Genomic DNA, 19,705 nt, shown 5'->3' with positions numbered 1-19,705 from the left:
TGCGGGAAATGTGGCCAGCACGAAGCTGGGCGGTGTTTCGCGCTCTTCATCTTGGTCCAAATACTCCGGGGGCGCAGGGGGCAGCGCCCCCGCCGCCGCGCTCACAAGGCGGGCCCGACGACCGGTTTCGACCCGTCGCTGAAGCGCGCGAAACGGAACCGCGACAGATCATGCCCTGCCGCCCGCCCCGCCACCACGTCGGCCACGACGCGCCCCATGCCGGGGCCGATGCCGAAACCATGCCCGGAAAATCCGGTCGCCACCACCAGACCCGGCAGGTCGGGCATTTGATCGACCACCGGCACCACATCGGGCATGGTATCGATCATCCCCGCCCAGGCCCGCGCCAGGCGCGGCCGCCCCAGCGTGGGAAAGGCGCGTCCGAAGGCCTCGGCCGCCCTGGCCAGGGCGCGCGGATTGGGCCGGGGATCGAGGATTCGCACCTGCTCGAAGGGCGTGACCTCTTCGGTGCCCCAATGGCGCGCGGTGCGCCAGGCGTCGGGATAACCCGCAGGCGCGGCTGACAGGATCCGGTGGCCCGGAGGGTCGGCCAGAACATGCGGCAGGAAGCGGCGCGCGTGGCGCAGGGCGTCGGGGCCCAGAAAAACCTCATGGAAGTCGCCAGGCGCCAGGGTATAGCCGCCATCGGCGCGGCGCCGAAAGGCCAGGTGCCGGTCCACGGCGGCACCGGCGAAATGTTCGGGCAGGGGCACCGTCGCGGCGGCCGAGGACAGCACCGAAAGCTGCGGGATCGTCACGCCGTGGCGGCCCAGGAACAGCGCCGACCAGGCGCCGCCCGCCAGCACCACGGTGTCGCAGGCGATGCGTCCGCGTTCGGTCACCACCCCCGCCACCCGGCCGCCGGCGATGTCCAGGGCGCGCACCGCGCAGGCCTCGGCCACCACCGCGCCGCGCCGCGCCAGGGCGCGCGCCAGCGCCGGCACCGCGATCCAGGGCTCGGCCCGCGCGTCCGAGGCCGTCCACATCCCGCCCGCCAGCCCGCCCGGCCAATCGCCGGGATCGCGCAGCATCGCGCGCGTTTCGGCCGCGCTCAGCATCCTTGTATCAAGGCCGTGCTCGCCCCCGATCTTCGCCCAGGCCTCATGTCGGGCCAGATCGGCGGGACGGTTGGCGATGTAAAGAACCCCGGTCTGGCGAAAGCCCAGATCGCCCCCGGCCTCGGCCGCCAGCCCGCGCCACAGGCGCATCGATTCGATCATGATCGGCAGTTCCGCCGGATCGCGCCCCTGCTGGCGCACCCAGCCCCAGTTGCGCGAGCTTTGCTCGGCCGCGATCCGGCCCTTTTCGCACAGCACCACCGACAGGCCGCGTTCGCGCAGGTACCAGGCGCTCATCACCCCGATGATGCCGCCGCCGATCACCACCACATCGGCACGCGCCGGCGGGATCGCCGCATGTTCCGGCTGGGCCGGCAGGGAAAAGGGAAAGGCCGTCGTGTGGCCCGCCGTCATCGCAGCACCGCCGCCGGGCGGGGGCGAATCGCGCGCGTAACCGACGCGCCCCCCGCACCGTGTGCGGCGGGTGGGCAACAGGAGCCAAGCGCCGGCGATCGCTTCATCGGGGAACCTGCGGGAGATGCGTCATGCTTTCCATGCAGAGCCTGCGGCGCCAATGGTCCAAGGTCAAGGCCGCTGCCCTATCGATGAGCGTCCGCAAAACCTTGACCCACCGGACAAGAAAGTTTCTTGCCCCGCTGTGGAAAATTGCTAACACTTCCCGAAAGGCGGCCGCGGAGCCCACATCCGGGCACGGCAAAAACAAAATAAAACCAACAGGTTTGGAGAGTATCATATGCCCGATGGGGCGCTTCCCGTCCTTGAAGTCAAGGACCTGAAGACCGTGTTCCGGACACGCGGCGGACAGGTTCACGCGGTGAATTCGGTCAGCTTTCACCTGCGCCCCGGGGAACTGCTGGGCGTGGTCGGGGAAAGCGGCTCGGGCAAGTCGGTCACCATGATGTCGCTGATCGGCCTGCTGCCCTCGCCGCCGGCGAATGTCAGCGACGGCCAGATCCTGTTCGACGGCCATGATCTGCGCACCGCCAGCGAAGAGACACTGCGCAAGATCCGGGGCGCGCGGATCGGCTTTATCTTTCAGGATCCTATGACCAGCCTGAACCCGGTGTTCACCGTGGGCTTCCAGCTGATGGAGCCGCTGCGCAAGCACATGGGCCTGTCCAAGGCCCGGGCGCGCGATCGCGCGGTCGAATTGCTGGAACTGGTCGGCATTCCCGATGCGCGGCCGCGGCTGAAGGATTACCCGCACCAGTTTTCCGGCGGCATGCGGCAGCGGGTGATGATCGCGATCGCGCTGGCGTGCGACCCGAAGGTGCTGATCGCCGATGAACCCACCACCGCGCTGGATGTGACGATCCAGGCCCAGATCATCGAGCTGGTGAAGGAGCTGCGCGAGAAACTGGGCATGGCGATCGTCTGGATCACCCATGATCTGGGGGTGATCGCCGGCATCGCGGACCGGGTGATGGTGATGTATGGCGGCCAGGTGGTCGAACAGGCCCCGGCGCGCGAACTTTTCGCCAACCCCCAGCATCCCTATACCCGCGCCCTGCTGAAGACCGTGCCCAAGGTGCATGGCGCGCGCGAGCCGAAGCTGAACGTGATCGAGGGCCAGCCGCCGATCCTGATGGCCGCGCCCTCGGCCTGTTCGTTCCGCGACCGCTGCGCCCATGCCTTCGCGCGCTGCGGCGCGGAAAATCCCCGGCGCCGGCCGGTCGGCGCGAACGGCCATGACGTCGCCTGTTTCTGGGACGCCGCAACCCAAGGAGAGGCCGATGCTTGACGCAGGCGAGGGGGCCGGCGGCGCGCTGGCCGGGCATGACACCGATCCCCGGCGCAAGCTGGTCGAGGTGCGCGGCCTGAAGATGTATTTCCCGATCACCTCGGGGCTGTTGCGCCGCCATGTCGGCGACGTGAAGGCCGTCGATAATGTCAGCTTCGACATTTACGAGGGCGAAACCCTTGGCCTGGTGGGCGAATCTGGTTGCGGCAAATCGACGACGGGGCGCGCGCTGCTGCGGCTTTACGAGGTCACCGACGGCGTGGTGAAGATCGACGGCCAGGAGGTGGCGCGCGCCGATGCCCGCACCCTGCGCCGGATGCGCACCACGATGCAGATGGTGTTCCAGGACCCGCAGGCCAGCCTCAACCCCCGCATGACCGTGGCCTCGATCATATCCGAGCCGCTGGACGAACACACCCGGCTGTCGAAGAAGGAAAAGCTGGCGCGGATCTATGAATTGATGGATGCGGTCGGTCTGAACCGCACCTTTGCCAACCGCTATCCGCACGAATTCTCGGGCGGGCAGCGGCAGCGCATCGGCATCGCCCGGGCGCTGGCGCTGAACCCGAAGTTCATCGTCTGCGACGAGCCGATCGCGGCGCTTGACGTGTCGATCCAGGCGCAGGTGGTCAACCTGCTGGAAGAGCTGCAGGAAAAGCTGGGCCTGACCTATCTGTTCATCAGCCACGATCTGTCGATGGTGCGCCATATCGCCGACCGGGTCGCGGTGATGTATCTGGGCCAGATGGCAGAACTGGCGCCGCGCGAGGCGCTCTATTCCACGCCGCTGCACCCCTATACCGAGGCCCTGCTGTCGGCGGTGCCCGACCCCGACCCGGCGGTCGAGACCCGGCGCGAGCGGATCATCCTGTCGGGCGACGTACCTTCGCCCGCCAATCCGCCGAAGGGCTGCAATTTCTGCACCCGCTGCCCCAAGGTGCTGCCGATCTGCAAGGATGTCGAACCCGTCTTCCGCGAGGTCCAGCCGCGCCACTATGTGGCCTGCCACCTCTATGACCCGGACATGACCCAAGACGCCGGAGCAACCGGCGCGTAAGCTCGAGGCGATAAGAGCACAACCAACGAGGAGAGGATAAATGAAGATCAAACTGGCCTTAATGGGGGCCGCTGCAGCCCTGGCGCTGGCGCCCGTGGCCCACGCAGAAGGGCGCGGCGCCGACGGCACCGTCAACATCATCTACTGGCAGGCGCCGTCGATCCTGAACCCCTATCTGTCGGGCGGCACGAAGGATGTGGAATCCTCGTCGATCGTGCTGGAGCCGCTGGCGGGCTATGACCAGGACGGCAAGCTGTTCCCGCGGCTTGCGGCCGATATCCCGACCGTGGCGAACGGCGGCATCTCGAAGGATCTGAAGTCGATCACCTGGCATCTGAAGAAGGGGCTGAAGTGGTCCGACGGCAGCCCGGTGACCGCCGCCGACGTGGTGTTCACCGGCAAATATTGCATGGATCCCCAGGGCGGCTGCGCGCAGCTTTCGCATTTCGAGGGCGTGAAGTCGATCGAGGAAGTCGATCCGCTGACCGTGAAGATTACCTTCAAGGAGCCGCAGCCAGTTCCCTACGGCCCCTTCGTCAGTTCGGAATCGCCGATCCTGCAGAAGAAGCAGTTCGAGAACTGCATGGGCGCCAAGGCCCCGACCTGCACCGAGGCGAACTTCAACCCGATCGGCACCGGCCCGTTCGAGGTGACCGAGTTCAAGCCCAACGACGTGATCCAGTTCAAGGCGAACCCCAACTACCGCGTCCCGGACGAGCCGCATTTCGCCAAGGTCAACTTCAAGGGCGGCGGCAGCGCCATGGCCTCGGCCCGGGCGGTGTTGCAGACCGGCGAATATGATTACGGCTGGAACCTGCAGTTGTCGCCCAAGGTGCTGGAGGACATGACCAAGGACGGCAAGGGCAAGCTGATGATCGGCTTCGGCACCCTGGTCGAGCGCTTGCAGCTGAACCTGACCGATCCGTCCTCCAGTCTGCCGGCGGACGAACGTTCCACCGCCAAGCGTCCGAACCCGTTCCTGTCGGACAAGCGGGTGCGCGAGGCGCTGTCGATGGCGCTGGACCGCAACGTGCTGACCCAGATCGGCTATGGCAAGATGGGCAAGCCCACCTGCAACTGGATCCCGGCGCCGGCCAACTTCGCCGACGCGAACAACACCTCTTGCCTGAAGCAGAACATCGCCGGCGCGAAGAAGCTTCTGGACGAGGCCGGCTGGAAGATGGGCTCGGACGGCTACCGTCACAAGGACGGCAAGAAGCTGGTGCTGAGCTACCAGACCTCGACCAACGCGGTGCGCCAGCAGTTCCAGGCGATCATCAAGCAATGGTGGAAGGAAATCGGGGTTGATACCGAGTTGAAGAACATCAACGCCTCGGTGTTCTTCGGCGGCGATCCCGGTTCGCCCGATACGTTCCAGAAGTTCTACGCCGATGTCGAGATGTACGCCAACAACTTCAACGGGGCCGATCCCGGCGCCTATGTCGCGCAATACACCTGCGACAAGGCCCCGCGTCCGGCGACCCAGTGGCAGGGCGAGAACATCACCCGCTTCTGCAGCAAGAAGTATGACGAGCTGGTGGCCGAACTGGGCAAGACCGCGAACTATGAAAAGCGCGGCGAGATCGTCAAGAAGCTGAACGCGATCCTGACGGTCGGCCAGCCCGACAGCACCTACACGATGCTGCCGCTGGTCTGGCGCGGGCGGGTGTCGGCGGCCTCGAACACGCTGGGCGGCGACATCATGAACACCTGGGACAGCGAGATGTGGAACATCCAGTCCTGGTATCGCAAGAAGTGATGCCCCCGGGCGCGCGCGCCGGCCTTGGTCCGCGCGCGCCCGTCATTCGATCCGGCCCGGGCCTTCGGCGGTCCGGGCCGGCACCGACGGCACTCAAACCGGAACCCTCACCGGCAACGACAGGGGCAGCGAATGCTCAACTACACCATCCGGCGCTTGGTTCTTGCGGTGCCGACGCTGTTGTTCATCAGCCTGATCATCTTCTCGCTGCTCAAGCTGGCGCCGGGTAACCCGCTGGGCGACCTGCCGCTGACGATCCCGCCGGAGGTGCGCGAAAAGATGCGCGAGGCGCTGGGCGTCAACAAGCCGCTTCTGGTGCAATACCTGCTGTGGCTGAAGGAATTCTTCGTGGTCGAGCCGCTGCACGCGATCGACGTGATCTTCGGCACCCATTATTCGGCCGGGATGCAGCGCATCATCTCTTGGCAGACGCGCAGCCCGGTCTTCGACATCATCGCGCAGCGCATTCCGCAAACCCTGTGGGTGGTGGGGCTGGCCTATGTGGTCGGCGTGCTGATCGCGCTGCCGATCGGGATCCTGTCGGCCTACAAGCAATATTCGGTCTTCGACCAGACCGGCACCTTCGCGGCGATGCTGGGCCTTGCGGTGCCGCCGTTCTTTTCCGGCGTGCTGATGATCCTGATCTTCTCGGTCTATCTGAACTGGTTTCCGGCGATCTACGACACCAACCTAAACGTCGTGTCCTGGCACAGCCTGTGGGAACAGATCCGCCAGATGGTGATGCCGGTGCTGGTACTGGCGATCCAGACCACCAGCCAGATCAGCCGCTATCTGCGTTCCTCGATGCTGGACAACCTCAGCCAGGATTACGTCCGCACCGCCCGCGCCAAGGGCATGTCGGAATCGCGCGTGGTGCTGATCCATGTGCTGCGCAACTCGATGATCCCGGTGATCACGGTGATCGCGCTGGGGGTGCCTTCGGTGTTTGGCGGCGCGATCGTGACCGAACAGATCTTTCTGGTGAACGGGATCGGGCAATTGCTGATCACCGCGATCTACGCCAACGACCTGCCGATGGTGCAGACGATCACCTTCATCTTCGCCGTGCTGATCGTGCTTTTCAACCTGGTCGCCGATCTGCTTTACGGCGTGCTCGACCCGAGAATCCGCTATGACTGATCCCAACGAAAGACAAGACCCGCGCGCCGTGGGCGAAGGCCTGCTGGCCGAGGCCACGCTGGGCCCCGATCACGACCCGGCGGCCGAGATGGTCCAGCACATCGCCCCGCCCCGCAACCAGTGGTGGGACGTCTGGGACCAGTTCAAGACCCACAAGGGCGCGATGTTCGGCGCGGCGATCTTCGTGATCATCTTCGTGGCGGTGATCTTCGGTCCCTATGTCTGGCGCGTCAGCCCCAGCTATATCGACTTTACCGCGATGAACGGCGGCCCCAGCCTGGCCCATCCGCTGGGCACCGACCCGCTGGGCCGCGATTCGCTGGCCCGGCTGATGACGGGGGGGCGGATCTCGATCGCGGTGGGGGTCACGGCGATGCTGATCTCGGTCTTCCTGGGCACGCTGGTGGGGGTTCTGGCGGGCTATTCCAAGATGCTCGACGGGCCGCTGATGCGGCTGACCGACCTGTTCCTGGCGCTGCCGGTCCTGCCGCTGCTGTTGGTCATGGTGATGCTGTTTCGCGAGGCGCTGGCGCATCTGATGGGGCTGAACATGGGGATCTTCACGCTGATCGTCACCGCCATCGGCATCACCAGCTGGATGCATGCCGCCCGCATCGTGCGCGGAGAGGTTCTGGCCCTGAAGGAGCGCGAGTTCGTCCTGGCCGCGCGGTCGATCGGCACGCCACCCTGGCGGATGATCACCCGCCACATCCTGCCCAACGTCCTGAGCCCGGTGATGGTGGCCGCGACCCTGGGCATCGCCCAGGCGATCATCACGGAATCGGTGCTGTCGTTCCTGGGCCTCGGGTTTCCGCCCGATTTCCCGACCTGGGGGCGGCTTTTGTACGACGGCATCCAGTACATGCAGCAATCGCCGGGGCTGGTGATCTGGCCGGGGCTGGCGATCTCGCTGACGGTGCTGTCGGTGAACTACATCGGCGACGGGCTGCGCGACGCGCTGGATCCGCGGGTGCGCGGGCGCTGAGGGAGCAGGCTTGGCCCCGTTCAGCCAGCCCCGTTCCGCCAGCCCCCCGTTCCGCCAGCCCCTTGCCGCCCGGTGCGCGCCTGCCCGTCCCCACGGGCTGGCGCTTTGATCCGCTCAAGCCCGGGGGGGCCTCAGGCAGAACCTTGCTGCCATAAATGGCGATGCTCGACCGTCAGGATGCGCCACCCCACGGGCAGGCGGCGCCCTCCTCCCCCCTCAATGCATCCGGCCGCGGATCCGGCGCATCGCCAGCCACATCGCCAGCACCACCACCGGGGTCAGCACGGCCGTGCTTGCGGCCTTCGACAAGTCCAGCGCATGGGTCAGCGGATAGAGCGCATAGCTGACCAGATTGACCGCGTAATAGCTGATCGCGACGACCGAGAGGCCCTCGACCGTGTGCTGCAGCCGCAGTTGCAGATCGGCGCGCCGGTCCATGCTTTCCAGCAGCTTCTGGTTCTGGGCCGAGCGTTCCACATCGACCCGGGTGCGCAAGAGTTCCCCGGCCCGGGTGGCGCGTTCCAGCAGCGCCTTCAGCCGCGCCTCGGTGGATTTCACCGTGCGCATCGCCGGATCGTAGCGCCGGGTCATGAATTCGCTGAAGGTCTGGCGGCCCTCAAAGCGTTCCTCGCGCAACACGCCGATGCGCTGGTTCACCAGCGCCTCATAGGCCCCGGTCGCACCGAAGCGGAACGACGAATGCACCGCCAGTTCCTCCAGCTGCGCGGTCACGCCCAGCAGCGCGTGCAGCGTGCCCTCGGGCGGGCGGCCCGCGTCGCCCATGCCGCTGACCATTTCCGACAACTCCGGGTCCAGCGCGTTCAGCCGCGCCCCCAGGGCGCGCGCCCGCATCAACCCCAGCATAGACATCGCCTTGTAGGTCTCGATCTCGCACAGGCGCTGCACCACCCGGCCCACGCGGCCCGGGCCGGTGCCTGGCCGCACGAAGACTGCAAAGCGCATGTGCCCCGCCGGGTCGATGCGGAAATCGCCCGCCACCACCGCGGCGCGGTCCAGCACCCAGTTGCAGGCCAGGCTTTCGGGCACGAACCACTCGCGCAACTGCGGCAGGATCGCGGCCGGGTCCTCGGGCAGGAACTCGACCCGGATCAGCACCGAGGTCAGCCGCGTCCCGGGCGCCTGGGCCAGCCAATCGGCGGGAAAGACCTCGGCCTCGGACGGGTCGAAGGGCCGCGCGCCCAGGCCTTCGGCGAAGGCCAGGTAGGTGACGAATTCGGTGTGGCTTTCCCAGGTCAGCGCATGGCGACCGATCGGGCCGGACCAATGCGCGGCCTCGTGCGGCGGCAGGGTGGCGCCGTGACGGGCCAGCAGCGCCCCCAGATGGGCATGATCGCGCGCCCGGTCGCGGTTGGCGGCATCCTCGGGCGGGGTGATCGCCAGAAAGGCGGCGTGGCAGGGCGGTGTCAGCGCCGGAAACGGGCGCGCGTGCAGTTCGTTGGCCAGCGCATAGCGTTGGGGATGGTCGTCAATCGGGCTCATGTCCGGCCTCCGCTGGGGCCCTTGCAGGCGTCGTCGGGGCCAGACTAGCCCGCCAGGCGCGGCGCGCAATCGACCAGCACCGCCGGCGCGCGGTGTGCGACGATTGGCCCGGGGCCTTGGCGTCTTGCCGCGCCCCTGGGGTTAGAACATCCGCGCCGTGGCGACGGTCGCGAAGACCATCACGAACAGCACCAGCGGGATCATCGACAGCCCATAGGCGGTGCGGCGGTTCTTCGGCGTCACCGCCAGCCACAATTCCTGCGCGGTCTGGGGCATAAGCGCCATCATTTCGGCATTCGACAGCCCGCCGCGCTGCGCGCGCCGCCAGCGGCGTTCCTCGGCCGCGTTCCACTGATGCATGACCAGGATGATCGCCGCCAGCAGAACAAAGCACGACGGCGTCCAGATCACGTAGCCGCCGGCGGCCTCGTCGCCCAGACCCAGGCGATAGGCGCCGTACAGCACCATCGGCTTCATGGTGATCGCCGCGCCCAGCAGCAATTGCGAAAAGCTGGCCGCGATCAGCATCAATTGCCGGCCCGCGTGGGGCGGGCCATGGGGTGGATCCTGCGGGTGAAGGAGGGTGGCGAAGAACCAAAGCCCGGTTGCCAGATACGCCCCCAGCATCACCGCGCCGGGCAAGGCGCCGGCGGCCGCCGCGTTCTGCAGCGCCGGGATTTCCCAGAAATAGAGCGTCGCGATGAAGGCCAGCGCGGCCGGCCAGGGCCGCAGCAGCGCGCGCAGGCCGCGACGCAGGCGGCCACGTCGCGGCAGACGCCGCACCAGCCCGCGCCGGGCGCGCGGACCCAGCCCGGCGATCAGCGCCGATTGCGGCGCGGCCCACAACACCAGCAATGGCCCCAGGATGCGCAGCAAGAGCCCCTGCCAGGCATGGGCCTCGTAGGCCACGCCCGCCCAGGCCGCCAGCGGCGATTGCAGCGCCGCCCACAGCACCAGAAGCCCGCCATAGAACACCCCCTGCCGCCAGCCCGCCACCGGCCGACCGCGCGCGGCCAGACGTTCCACCCCCTGCATGAACAACCAGGCCAGCCCGGCCAGCGGCGCGACGACCAGCGGATCGAAGCCCCAGGCCCCGGCGCCCCCCGACAGGCCTGCTGCCTGTAGAGGCAGCGGTGCCAGGCAGGCGGCAACAGTCAGGAAAAGCCGCATCCGATCCCTCCCCTGATCTTCACAGCCGGGCCAGGATAGCGGGCGGGAGGGGGCTGCTCAACCGCGCGAACGCCGCAGGCGCGGCGGCGGGGGGCGTTGCTGCCCTGCACCCCTCGGGATATCTGGGGCGCAAAGAAGGGCTGCGCGGGGGCTAGAGATCCAGCTCTACCCACACCGGGACGTGGTCGGACGGCTTGTCGCGGCCGCGGATCTGCTTGTCGATGCCGGCGCCGGTCAGCAGATCGGCAGCCTGGGGTGTCAGCAGCAGGTGGTCGATGCGGATGCCGTTGTTCTTGGCCCAGGCGCCGGCCTGGTAATCCCAGAAGGAATAAAGGCCCGGTGCCGGGTCGCGGGCGCGGATCGCCTCGGTGAAGCCGAGGTTCAGGATCCGGCGGTAGGCGTCGCGGCTTTCGGGGCGAAACAGCGCGTCGTCGCGCCAGGCCTCGGGGCGGGCGGCGTCCTCGGCCTGGGGGATGATGTTGTAATCACCCGCCATCAGCGCCGGCTCTTCCGCGGCCATCAGCGCGGCGGCACGGGCGCGCATCCGTTCCATCCAGCCGAGCTTGTAGGCGAATTTGCCGCCCGCCAACGGCGCGCCGTCGGCGTCGAATTCGACCGGGTTGCCATTGGGCAAGTACAACCCACAGATCCGCAATGCGCGCCGTCCCACCACCGTCGCCTCGATCCAGCGCGCCTGGCCGTCGCCGTCATCGCCGGGCAGGCCGCGGCTGACGTCCTCAAGCGGCAGTTTCGACAGGATCGCCACGCCGTTGAACGACTTCTGGCCATGGGTCACGATGTTGTAGCCGCGGTCCTCAAACGGTTCCGCCGGAAAGCCTTCGTCGACCGTCTTGATCTCTTGCAGCAGCGCGACATCGGGCTGTGCCTCGTCCAGCCAGTCCAGAAGCGCCTGCCCCCGGGCCTTGATGCCGTTGATGTTGAAGGTGGCGATCTTCACCCGCGCCTCCCAGCTCCGTTTCGACCCGTCCTAGCCGCTTGGACGCCCGCCGGCAAGCGCGGCGGTCAATGTGCCGTTCAGCGCGCCGCCCGTGCGCCGGCGTTTCCGGTTCGGAAACAAAAACGATGGGATTGCTGGATTATCGTGCTACCATAGGTTGAGTTAGCCGCTATGAAGCTGATTCTCGTTAAGGTTGTAAAATGGAGAGGGAATTCATGGAAGTGTATGAAAACAATAATTTGTCTATCGCAGCGAAGACTTTCGCTAAGGTTGTATCTGGCACGACGCAAGCGCCGCGGCAGATGGCCGGAAACCTGTTCGCGGGTGAAGGCGCATCGCTGTCGACCTCTTCCTTTGCCTGTTCGGGGAGCAGCCTGATGGGCGGCGAAGGCACGCAGTTCTCGACCTCGTCCTTCGTGGCCGGCGCGACCACGATGGACAGCGGCGAGGCGACGATGCTTTCGACCTCTTCCTTCGTCGACACCGGGACCGGCGCGCTTGCGGGCGAGGGCACGCAGTTCTCGACCTCGTCCTTCGGTCCCAGCGCGACCACGATGGACAGCGGCGAGGCGACGATGCTTTCGACCTCTTCCTTCGTCGATACCGGGACCGACGCGCTTGCGGGCGCGGGCACGCAATTCTCGACCTCGTCCTTCGGCCCGAAGAAAGCCGGCTGAGGAGCATGGTCTTGCTGCCCTACGCGGTCACAGATGCAACCAGCGCCTTGTCTCGGGCAAGGCGCCGGGCTGCCCGGCCGGGGCTTGTGCCCCTGGCCGAGGCGTTCCTGCATCACCGCCGGGGACGGCACGACGTGATGTTTCTGAAAGAAAACGCAGAGCTTCTGAACATCGCCGAATGTACGGGCTTGGGCCGGACGCCGGCGCTTGGCAAGCACTACCGGGCGTTTCACGCCGAAGCGCCCGGGTTTTTTGCCGTCTTTCCGCAATATTACCGCTTCATCCTGTCGATCGTGACCGATGCCGAGGCCCTGGGCCTGCCGCCCGGCACCGGGGGGCGGATCGCGGCTGAGGTGGCGGCGCGGGGCCTGGCAGAGGCCGAACTGTCCGATCTGCACCGGATGGAGGCCCGCCGGCTGTGCGCCCGCCACGGCGTGACGGTGCTGAAGGACGACACGACCCTGGAAGAGCGCGTGCTGCGCTTCGTGACCCGGCATCAGGCTTTCGCCGTGCCCAACCGCAAGGCCGCCTATGACCTGACGCATTTCGTGTTCTATTTTTCGGAATACGGGCGCCGATCCCCCGATCTGCCAGGAAGCGTGGGCAAGAGCCTGCTGAACACGGGCCTGATCGCATTGCTCGAGGAAGACATAGATCTGCTGTCCGAGGTCTGCATCGCCCTGCGCTACATGGGCCGCACGCCACCCCCCGCGTGGGAGGCCTTCATCGCCTCGGAACTCGCGGATTTCTCGGTCATCAGCGAAGAGCCCGAGGACAGCGGCGCGCTATCGGACGATTACCACCCGTTCCTGGTTGCCAATTGGCATCAGGCGGTGGCGGGGCAGCCGGCCTTCGCGCGGGCGGCGCGGCCCGGGCGGCTGGTCTTCCGGCGGCGCCCGGCGCCACGCAACACGCTGGTCGAATTGTCCGAGATCCTGCTGGCCTTGGCCCAGGCCGGCCGGCTCAGCGTCGGCGCGCTGATGGAGGCATCGGCGGGGTTGATGTCACGCCGCGGACGCAACGTATTGGCGAGTGCCGCATCTTCGACTCCACAATTCGATGAATTCCTTGCCGGTTTCTGCTATAGAGGACGAGGGTGGAGAGGTTCGAAATGACCACGATCAGCCGCAAACAAGCGATTTCGGGGTCATTCCTGGCCCTGGTGGCGGTCGCGCTGACGGCGACGACCGACATGCTGGCGAAGGTGCTGGGGGGCGAATTGCCCCTGGCGCAGGTGAACTTCCTGGCGGCCGTCGTGGGGATCGTCGGGGCCTGGGCGCTTAGCCGCGCGGGGGCGTTCGGCGGCGGTGGCGGGCTGCGTACCGCCTTTCCCGGCGCGATGGCGCTGCGCGCGCTCAGCGCCGTGGCGGCGGCGGTCAGCTTCTTCCTGGCCTACAAGAACCTGCAATTGACCGAGGTGTTCGTTTTCGCCTCGACGCTGCCGATTTTTGCCGGGCTGATGTCGGGCCCGCTTCTGGGGGAACGCGTGGCGCCGCGGCATTGGCTGGCGCTGGCGGCCTCGACGCTGGGGGTGGCGATGGCCATGCCGATGCCGGGCAGCGGCGATCTGCTGTGGGGCGGCATGGCGCTGGCCGGCAGCCTTTTCGGGGCGCTGTCGCTGACGCTGGCGCGGCGGATCGGCCGGCATGAGCGCAATGCCGCAGCGCTGGTGTTCTACCCGCAGCTTGCGCTGGCACTGATCATGGGCCTGGCATTGCCGGGGCAGCTTGTGCCGATGAGCCTGCCGCAAATCGCGCTGACCATCACCTTCGGGATGGGCTTCCTGTTGGGCAAGATGGCTCTGGCGGCGGCGTTCTCGCGGGCGCCGGCGATGGTGGTGACGCCGGTGGTGAACTTGCAGTTCTTTGCATTGCTGGCACTGGGTTACGTCGTCTTCGGCGACATGCCGGCGCATGATATCTATATCGGCGCCGCGATCGTGACGCTGGCGGGCTTCTACGTCACCTTCGGCGCCCGCAACGAGGCACAGCCGGGCGCGGCCCGGGTTCCGGCTGCGCCGCGAACCGAAGGCGGGGCGATGCTGCGATCCGTTGGATTGCGCTCAAAAGCCGCCGCGCCGCCACGGTTGTGACGCGGAAGCCGCCGCAACGTGCCGCCCCGGCCCGAGCGGGGGCATGGCGGTCGCCTCGGCGAAACCGCCCGCATCCGGTTCGCCCCCTACATCGAGAACGAAGTACCGCAGCCGCACGACGAGGTCGCGTTGGGGTTCTCGACGACGAAGCGCGCGCCGATCAGATCGTCGGAGAAGTCGATCACCGCATTGGACAGAAACGGCAGCGACACGCTGTCGACCAGCACCTTGCTGCCGTCCTTTTCCAGCACCAGGTCGTCCTCGGTCGGCTCGTCCAGGCGGATATCGTACTGGAACCCCGAACAGCCGCCGCCCTCGACCGCGACACGCAGCGCCGTGGGACCGTCGACTTCGGTGGCAATCTCGGCCAGCCGGGCAAAGGCACGGTCGGTAACGTGGGGGGGAAGGTTCAGACTCATTTCAAGGCCCGTATCATTCTGTTCACGCATCACATATAGAGGTCCGGCATGGACCCGACAAGAACAGGCAGGAATATGCTCGCCCCCTTTGCGTGCCGCCCCGAAGACAGCCGCGGACGCCATTTCCCCGAAAGCTACTCGACCTTCCGCACCGCGTTCCAGCGCGATCGCGACCGGATCATCCATTCCTCGGCCTTCCGGCGGCTCAAGCACAAGACCCAGGTCTTCGTGGAACATGAGGGCGATTATTACCGCACCCGCCTGACGCATACGATCGAGGTGGCACAGGTGGCGCGCACCATCGCCGGCACGCTGGGGCTGAACACCGACCTGGCCGAGGCCGTCGCGCTGGCGCATGATCTGGGCCATCCGCCCTTCGGCCATACCGGAGAGGATGCGCTGGCGGCGCTGATGGCGCCCTATGGCGGGTTCGATCACAACGCCCAGGCCTTGCGCATCGTCACCCGGCTGGAAAGGCACTACGCCGATTTCGACGGGTTGAACCTGACCTGGGAGACACTGGAAGGCATCGCCAAGCACAATGGCCCGGTGACCGGCCCCCATGCGCAGGGCGCCCATTCGGTGCCCGAGGGCGGCACGCTGCCCTACGCGCTGGAGGAGGTGAACCGTGACTTCGATCTGGAACTTGACACCCACGCCAGCGCCGAGGCGCAGGTGGCCGCGGTGGCCGACGACGTGGCCTACAACCACCACGACCTGCATGACGGCCTGCGCTCGGGCCTTTTTACCGAGGAAGACCTGATGGACCTGCCGGTGACGCGCCCGGCTTTTGAGGCCGTGGATGAGCTGTATCCGGGGCTGGAACCGATGCGGCGGCGCCATGAGGCGCTGCGCCGGGTCTTCGGGGTGATGGTCGAGGACGTGATCCAGGTGGCGCGTCAGCGGCTGGAGGCCGCCCAACCCAGAAGCGTGGCCGAGATCCGCGACATGGGGACGCCGGTGATCCGGTTCTCGAAACCGCTGTATCAAGACATCAAGGCGGTAAAGGCATTTCTTTTCAAAAGGATGTATCGCGCACCTTCGGTGGTGAAGGAACGCAAGCGTGTAACCGCCGTGATCGAGGATCTTTTTCCGCTTTTCATGTCCGATCCGGCGCAGCTGCCGCCGGAATGGCGCGAGGATGTGGCAAGCGCGCGCGACGAGACCGCGCTGGCGCGGATCGTGCTGGACTATGTCTCGGGCATGACCGACCGTTTCGCGCTGGCCGAACATGCCCGGTTGTGCGGAGCACGCGCATGAGCGTCGCGGCGGAAGCCGGGGCGCTGGGGCCGGCGGGGGCCTTCGCGCTGGTCGGGGCTTTGGGCGTTGGCGCACAGTGGTTGGCCTGGCGGCTGCACATGCCGGCGATTGTGCTGATGCTGGTCGCCGGGGTGCTGGTGGGGCCGGTCGCGGGGCTGTTCGATCCCGCTCATGTCTTTGGCGACCTGATGGGGCCGATGATCCAGCTGGCCGTCGCGGTGATCCTGTTCGAGGGCGGCCTCAGCCTGGATTTCGCCAAGCTGGGCGACGCGCGCGCGGGCGTGCGGCGGCTGATCTATCTGGGCGGGCCGCTGGGCTGGCTGTTCTCGGCGCTGGCGCTGCATTATGTGGCCGGCCTGGGTTGGGCCGGCGCCCTGGTCTTCGGCGGCCTCATGATCGTGACCGGCCCCACGGTGATCGCGCCGCTGCTGCGCCAGGCACGGCTGCCGCGCCGCCCCGCCGCGCTTTTGCAATGGGAAGCGATCGTCGGTGATCCGCTGGGCGCATTGGCCGCCGTCCTGGCCTTCGAGGTGGTGCTTGTCGCCGCCACCGCGACATCGCCGCTGGCGGCGGTGGGGGATTTCGCCATGGGGATCGCTGTGGCGGCCCTGCTGGGCGCGGCGGCGGGCTGGGCGCTGTCGCGCGGCTTTCAGGCCGGCCGGGTGCCGGAATACATGAAGGTGCCGGTGCTGTTCGCCGTGCTGCTGGTGGTGTTCGCGGTCTCGGATGCGGTGCTGCACGAAAGTGGCCTGCTGGCGGTCACGGTGATGGGGGTCTGGATCGCGAACGCAGGCCTTCCCTCGTATGACGAGCTGCGTCGTTTCAAGGAACACGCGACCGTGCTGCTGGTGTCGGGGGTGTTCATCCTGATGGCCGCCTCGCTGGATCTGGGGCGGCTGGCCGCGCTGGACTGGCACGCCTGGGCCTTCGTCGCGGTGGTCATCCTGGTGGTGCGGCCGCTGACCGCCACGCTTGCCCTGGCGGGCAGTGCGGTGCCCTGGCGCGAACGCCTGCTGATCGCGCTGACCGCGCCGCGCGGCATCGTGCTGGTCGCGGTCGCGGCCCTGTTCGGGGCCCGGCTTGACGCGCTGGGGATCGATGACGGTACGCTGCTGGGGCCGCTGGCCTTCGTGCTGGTTGCGGTGACGGTGGTTCTGCACGGCTTCGCGCTGAAGCCGCTGGCGCGGGCGCTTGGGCTGGGCGGCGGGATGCCCGGCGTGCTGGTGATCGGGGCATCGCGCTGGGGTGTGGCCATGGCCGAGGCACTGGCGTCGCTGGAGCTTCCGGTGCTGGTGGCCGACCCCAACCACCGCCGCCTGCGCCGCGCCCGCAGCGCCGGGCTGCCGGTCTTCATGGGCGATATCCTGTCCGAGGCGGCGGAACATTCGGTCGAACTGGTGGCCTTCGGCACCGCCGTCGCCGCCACCGACAACGATGCCTACAACACCCTGGTCGCCACCGATCTGGGCCCGGAATTCGGCCGCGACAACGTCTATCAGACCGCGCGCGAGCAGGAGGACAAGGCCCGCCACGCGCTGCCCTCGACCCTGGGGGGGCGCAGCTTTGGGGGCTCGGAGACGGCCGAGGTGCTGGAGCAGCGCATGATCGACGGCTGGACGATCGGCGTGACCCGGCTGACCGAGGAGTTCGGCTATTCCGACTGGCGCGATAAACGCCCTGACGCGATGCTTCTGGGCTGGATCGGGCCGGGCGGGCGGCTGCGTTTCGTGCCTGCCGACGCCGAGGTGAAATCTGCCCCCGGCACTCGGCTGATCGCGATGCTGCCGCCCGAGGGACCGGCCGCGCCCCCCGCCGAGGAAGGCGCGCGGCTGCCGGGCTGACTCGCGTCTGGCAGGGGCCGCAGGCGTATTTGGGGAACGATGAAAGCAAGTATGGGCGCCGGGTGACGTGCGGATGCGGCGGCCCTCGGGCGTGGGTGGCCACTTGGTCGGCTACCGCGGGAAGCCTTTCATTGTTCTACAAATACGCCCGCCGGAGGCGCGCCGCATTGACGCGGCCCTTGCGCGTGGTAAACCCCGGCCCAACGCAAGGATGAACCGATGAACCTCTTTTCCCAGATCCGCGCCCAGGTGATCGCAGCGCTTGATGCGATGGCAGCCGAGGGCGCGCTGCCCGCCGGTCTCGACACCGCCAATGTCACGGTCGAGCCACCACGCGACGCGGCCCATGGCGACATGGCCACCAATGCCGCGATGGTGCTGGCCAAACCCGCCGGCATGAAGCCGCGCGAGATCGCCGAGGCGCTGGCCGCGAAGCTGACCCAGGACCCCAGGATTGCCAGCGCCGAGGTTGCGGGCCCGGGTTTCCTCAACCTGCGGCTGGCGGCGGGCGCCTGGCATCAGCTGATCCGCGCCGTGCTGGGGCTGGGGGCCGAATACGGGCGCTCGACCTTGGGGCAGGGGGCGAAGGTGAATGTCGAATTCGTCTCGGCCAATCCCACGGGGCCGATGCATGTGGGCCACACCCGCGGTGCGGTTTTCGGCGATGCGCTGGCAAGCCTGCTGGAAGTCGCGGGCTATGACGTCACGCGCGAATATTACATCAATGATGGCGGTGCCCAGGTCGACGTGCTGGCGCGGTCGGCCTATGAGCGCTACCGCGAGGCCTGCGGGCTGAGCCCCGAGATCGCCGAGGGCCTTTATCCCGGCGACTACCTGATCCCGGTGGGCGAGGCGCTGAAGGCGAAATACGGGCGTGGCCTTCTGGACCGCCCCGAGGCCGAATGGCTGGAGGAGGTGCGCGATTTCGCCACCGAGGCGATGATGGCCATTATCCGTGACGATCTGGCGATGCTGGGCGTCAGGATGGATGTCTATTTCTCGGAGAAATCCCTGTACGGCACCGGGCTGATCGAGAAGGCCATCGCCAGCCTCGAGGAAAAGGGGCTGATTTACCGCGGCACGCTGGAACCCCCCAAGGGCAAGACCCCCGAGGATTGGGAGCCGCGCGAACAAACCCTGTTCCGATCCACCGCGCATGGTGACGATGTCGACCGACCGATCAAGAAATCCGATGGCGCCTGGACCTATTTCGCCCCCGACATCGCCTATCACTACGACAAGGTGGAACGCGGCTTCGATCAGCTGATCGACATCTTCGGCGCCGATCACGGCGGGTATGTCAAGCGCATGAAGGCGGCGGTGTCGGCGCTGTCCGAGGGCCGCGTGCCGCTGGACATCAAGCTGATCCAGCTGGTGAAGCTTTTCAAGAACGGCGAGCCCTTCAAGATGTCGAAGCGCGCGGGCACCTTCGTGACCCTGCGCGACGTGGTCGAACAGGCCGGTGCCGATGTCACCCGCTTCGTCATGCTGACCCGCAAGAACGACGCGCCTTTGGATTTCGATTTCGCGCGCGTTCTGGAACAATCCAAGGACAATCCGGTCTTCTACGTCCAATATGCCCATGCCCGGATCTGTTCGGTGCTGCGCCGCGCGGCCGAGATGGGGGTCGATACTTCCGACGCGGCGCTGGCGGGGGCGGGGATCGATACGCTGGCCCACCCGGCCGAGCTGGAGCTGGCGCGCAAGATCGCCGAATGGCCGCGCCTTGTCGAGATCGCCGCGCGCGGGCATGAACCCCACCGCGTGGCCTTTTACCTTTATGATCTGGCTTCGGATCTGCACGGCCACTGGACCAAGGGCAACGACGATACCGCCCTGCGCTTCGTGCAAGAGGGCGATATCGAGGCGACGCAGGCGAAAATCGCCCTTGCCCGGGCGGTCGCGGTTGTCATTTCCGCCGGTCTTGCTATCCTTGGTGTCACACCGGTCGAGGAAATGCGCTGAAAAACAGGCGCTCCGCCGGTGCGACGCAGGCAAGACGGCCCCGTGAGCGCGGGACCATGAGG

16 protein-coding genes are annotated in these 19,705 nt (G+C 67.3%); 11 read left to right on the top strand and 5 right to left on the bottom strand.

The genetic code is table 11. The features are described 5' to 3' along the window. Window positions 1-101 precede the first annotated feature (101 nt). Window positions 102-1,472: an NAD(P)/FAD-dependent oxidoreductase gene (locus BLV97_RS05615; RefSeq protein ID WP_081825087.1), complete on the bottom strand. Its 1,371-nt coding sequence runs from the start codon at window positions 1,470-1,472 to the stop codon at window positions 102-104. Between the two features lie 340 nt (window positions 1,473-1,812). Between BLV97_RS05615 and BLV97_RS05605 the strand changes: the two genes are divergently transcribed. The 5 genes from BLV97_RS05605 to BLV97_RS05585 all read left to right on the top strand — a co-directional run bounded on the left by BLV97_RS05605 (window position 1,813) and on the right by BLV97_RS05585 (window position 7,761). Then, a complete protein-coding gene (locus tag BLV97_RS05605) occupies window positions 1,813-2,820 on the top strand; it encodes an ABC transporter ATP-binding protein (protein ID WP_035843494.1) in 1,008 nt (335 codons plus the stop codon). Further along, a complete protein-coding gene (locus BLV97_RS05600; RefSeq protein ID WP_051646112.1) occupies window positions 2,813-3,877 on the top strand; it encodes an ABC transporter ATP-binding protein in 1,065 nt (354 codons plus the stop codon). The genes BLV97_RS05605 and BLV97_RS05600 overlap by 8 nt, the downstream gene beginning before the upstream one ends. A 40-nt stretch (window positions 3,878-3,917) precedes the next feature. Then, window positions 3,918-5,636 (top strand): peptide ABC transporter substrate-binding protein, encoded by a 1,719-nt coding sequence (locus BLV97_RS05595; RefSeq protein ID WP_035843496.1) that lies wholly within the window; start codon window positions 3,918-3,920, stop codon window positions 5,634-5,636. Window positions 5,637-5,768: 132 nt separating this feature from the next. After that, window positions 5,769-6,776: an ABC transporter permease gene (locus BLV97_RS05590; RefSeq protein WP_035843499.1), complete on the top strand. Its 1,008-nt coding sequence runs from the start codon at window positions 5,769-5,771 to the stop codon at window positions 6,774-6,776. Window positions 6,777-6,864: 88 nt separating this feature from the next. Then, complete coding sequence (locus tag BLV97_RS05585; RefSeq protein ID WP_244520975.1) at window positions 6,865-7,761, top strand: ABC transporter permease; 897 nt, start codon at window positions 6,865-6,867, stop codon at window positions 7,759-7,761. A gap of 216 nt (window positions 7,762-7,977) precedes the next feature. On the opposite strand, the gene BLV97_RS05580 is transcribed toward BLV97_RS05585, so the two are convergent. The 3 genes from BLV97_RS05580 to xth form a co-directional block, all read right to left on the bottom strand. Continuing rightward, complete coding sequence (locus BLV97_RS05580) at window positions 7,978-9,261, bottom strand: DUF3422 family protein (RefSeq protein ID WP_035843502.1); 1,284 nt, start codon at window positions 9,259-9,261, stop codon at window positions 7,978-7,980. A 141-nt stretch (window positions 9,262-9,402) separates the two neighbouring features. Further along, complete coding sequence (locus BLV97_RS05575; protein WP_051646113.1) at window positions 9,403-10,431, bottom strand: cytochrome c oxidase assembly protein; 1,029 nt, start codon at window positions 10,429-10,431, stop codon at window positions 9,403-9,405. A 151-nt stretch (window positions 10,432-10,582) separates the two neighbouring features. Beyond that, window positions 10,583-11,389, bottom strand: a complete 807-nt coding sequence (xth, locus tag BLV97_RS05570; protein ID WP_035843504.1) for an exodeoxyribonuclease III — start codon at window positions 11,387-11,389, stop codon at window positions 10,583-10,585. Window positions 11,390-11,691: 302 nt separating this feature from the next. Here xth and BLV97_RS05565 point away from each other — a divergent pair, with 302 nt between their 5' ends. From BLV97_RS05565 to BLV97_RS05555, 3 genes are read left to right on the top strand one after another with little or no spacing between them, the layout of a single operon-like run. Beyond that, window positions 11,692-12,066, top strand: a complete 375-nt coding sequence (locus BLV97_RS05565; protein WP_035843505.1) for a hypothetical protein — start codon at window positions 11,692-11,694, stop codon at window positions 12,064-12,066. A gap of 5 nt (window positions 12,067-12,071) precedes the next feature. Continuing rightward, window positions 12,072-13,181, top strand: a complete 1,110-nt coding sequence (locus BLV97_RS05560) for a DUF6902 family protein (RefSeq protein WP_051646114.1) — start codon at window positions 12,072-12,074, stop codon at window positions 13,179-13,181. After that, window positions 13,178-14,158, top strand: a complete 981-nt coding sequence (locus BLV97_RS05555) for a DMT family transporter (RefSeq protein WP_051646115.1) — start codon at window positions 13,178-13,180, stop codon at window positions 14,156-14,158. The genes BLV97_RS05560 and BLV97_RS05555 overlap by 4 nt, the downstream gene beginning before the upstream one ends. Window positions 14,159-14,244: 86 nt before the next feature. Here the strand turns inward: BLV97_RS05555 and BLV97_RS05550 are convergent, their stop codons facing one another. After that, complete coding sequence (locus tag BLV97_RS05550) at window positions 14,245-14,571, bottom strand: HesB/IscA family protein (protein ID WP_035843561.1); 327 nt, start codon at window positions 14,569-14,571, stop codon at window positions 14,245-14,247. Window positions 14,572-14,652: 81 nt separating this feature from the next. Between BLV97_RS05550 and BLV97_RS05545 the strand changes: the two genes are divergently transcribed. The 3 genes from BLV97_RS05545 (at window position 14,653) to argS (ending at window position 19,643) form a co-directional block, all read left to right on the top strand. Beyond that, window positions 14,653-15,837 (top strand): deoxyguanosinetriphosphate triphosphohydrolase, encoded by a 1,185-nt coding sequence (locus tag BLV97_RS05545; RefSeq protein ID WP_035843506.1) that lies wholly within the window; start codon window positions 14,653-14,655, stop codon window positions 15,835-15,837. After that, window positions 15,834-17,678: a cation:proton antiporter gene (locus BLV97_RS05540; protein WP_092163976.1), complete on the top strand. Its 1,845-nt coding sequence runs from the start codon at window positions 15,834-15,836 to the stop codon at window positions 17,676-17,678. Before BLV97_RS05545 ends, BLV97_RS05540 begins: the two co-directional genes overlap by 4 nt. 219 nt (window positions 17,679-17,897) lie before the next feature. Further along, complete coding sequence (argS, locus tag BLV97_RS05535) at window positions 17,898-19,643, top strand: arginine--tRNA ligase (protein ID WP_035843508.1); 1,746 nt, start codon at window positions 17,898-17,900, stop codon at window positions 19,641-19,643. Window positions 19,644-19,705 lie beyond the last annotated feature (62 nt).

This window comes from Allgaiera indica (genome assembly GCF_900106675.1).
GTDB lineage: Bacteria > Pseudomonadota > Alphaproteobacteria > Rhodobacterales > Rhodobacteraceae > Acidimangrovimonas > Acidimangrovimonas indica.
The sequence above is the reverse complement of the archived record's forward strand: the minus strand, read 5'-3'. Positions and strand labels throughout refer to the sequence as shown.

Coding starts and splice junctions, on each gene's coding strand:
- BLV97_RS05615 (WP_081825087.1), bottom strand. CDS start 1,472: ATGACGGCGGGCCACACGACGGCCTTTCCCTTTTCCCTGCCGGCCCAG.
- BLV97_RS05605 (WP_035843494.1), top strand. CDS start 1,813: ATGCCCGATGGGGCGCTTCCCGTCCTTGAAGTCAAGGACCTGAAGACC.
- BLV97_RS05600 (WP_051646112.1), top strand. CDS start 2,813: ATGCTTGACGCAGGCGAGGGGGCCGGCGGCGCGCTGGCCGGGCATGAC.
- BLV97_RS05595 (WP_035843496.1), top strand. CDS start 3,918: ATGAAGATCAAACTGGCCTTAATGGGGGCCGCTGCAGCCCTGGCGCTG.
- BLV97_RS05590 (WP_035843499.1), top strand. CDS start 5,769: ATGCTCAACTACACCATCCGGCGCTTGGTTCTTGCGGTGCCGACGCTG.
- BLV97_RS05585 (WP_244520975.1), top strand. CDS start 6,865: ATGGTCCAGCACATCGCCCCGCCCCGCAACCAGTGGTGGGACGTCTGG.
- BLV97_RS05580 (WP_035843502.1), bottom strand. CDS start 9,261: ATGAGCCCGATTGACGACCATCCCCAACGCTATGCGCTGGCCAACGAA.
- BLV97_RS05575 (WP_051646113.1), bottom strand. CDS start 10,431: ATGCGGCTTTTCCTGACTGTTGCCGCCTGCCTGGCACCGCTGCCTCTA.
- BLV97_RS05565 (WP_035843505.1), top strand. CDS start 11,692: ATGGCCGGAAACCTGTTCGCGGGTGAAGGCGCATCGCTGTCGACCTCT.
- BLV97_RS05560 (WP_051646114.1), top strand. CDS start 12,072: ATGGTCTTGCTGCCCTACGCGGTCACAGATGCAACCAGCGCCTTGTCT.
- BLV97_RS05555 (WP_051646115.1), top strand. CDS start 13,178: ATGACCACGATCAGCCGCAAACAAGCGATTTCGGGGTCATTCCTGGCC.
- BLV97_RS05545 (WP_035843506.1), top strand. CDS start 14,653: ATGCTCGCCCCCTTTGCGTGCCGCCCCGAAGACAGCCGCGGACGCCAT.
- BLV97_RS05540 (WP_092163976.1), top strand. CDS start 15,834: ATGAGCGTCGCGGCGGAAGCCGGGGCGCTGGGGCCGGCGGGGGCCTTC.
- argS (WP_035843508.1), top strand. CDS start 17,898: ATGAACCTCTTTTCCCAGATCCGCGCCCAGGTGATCGCAGCGCTTGAT.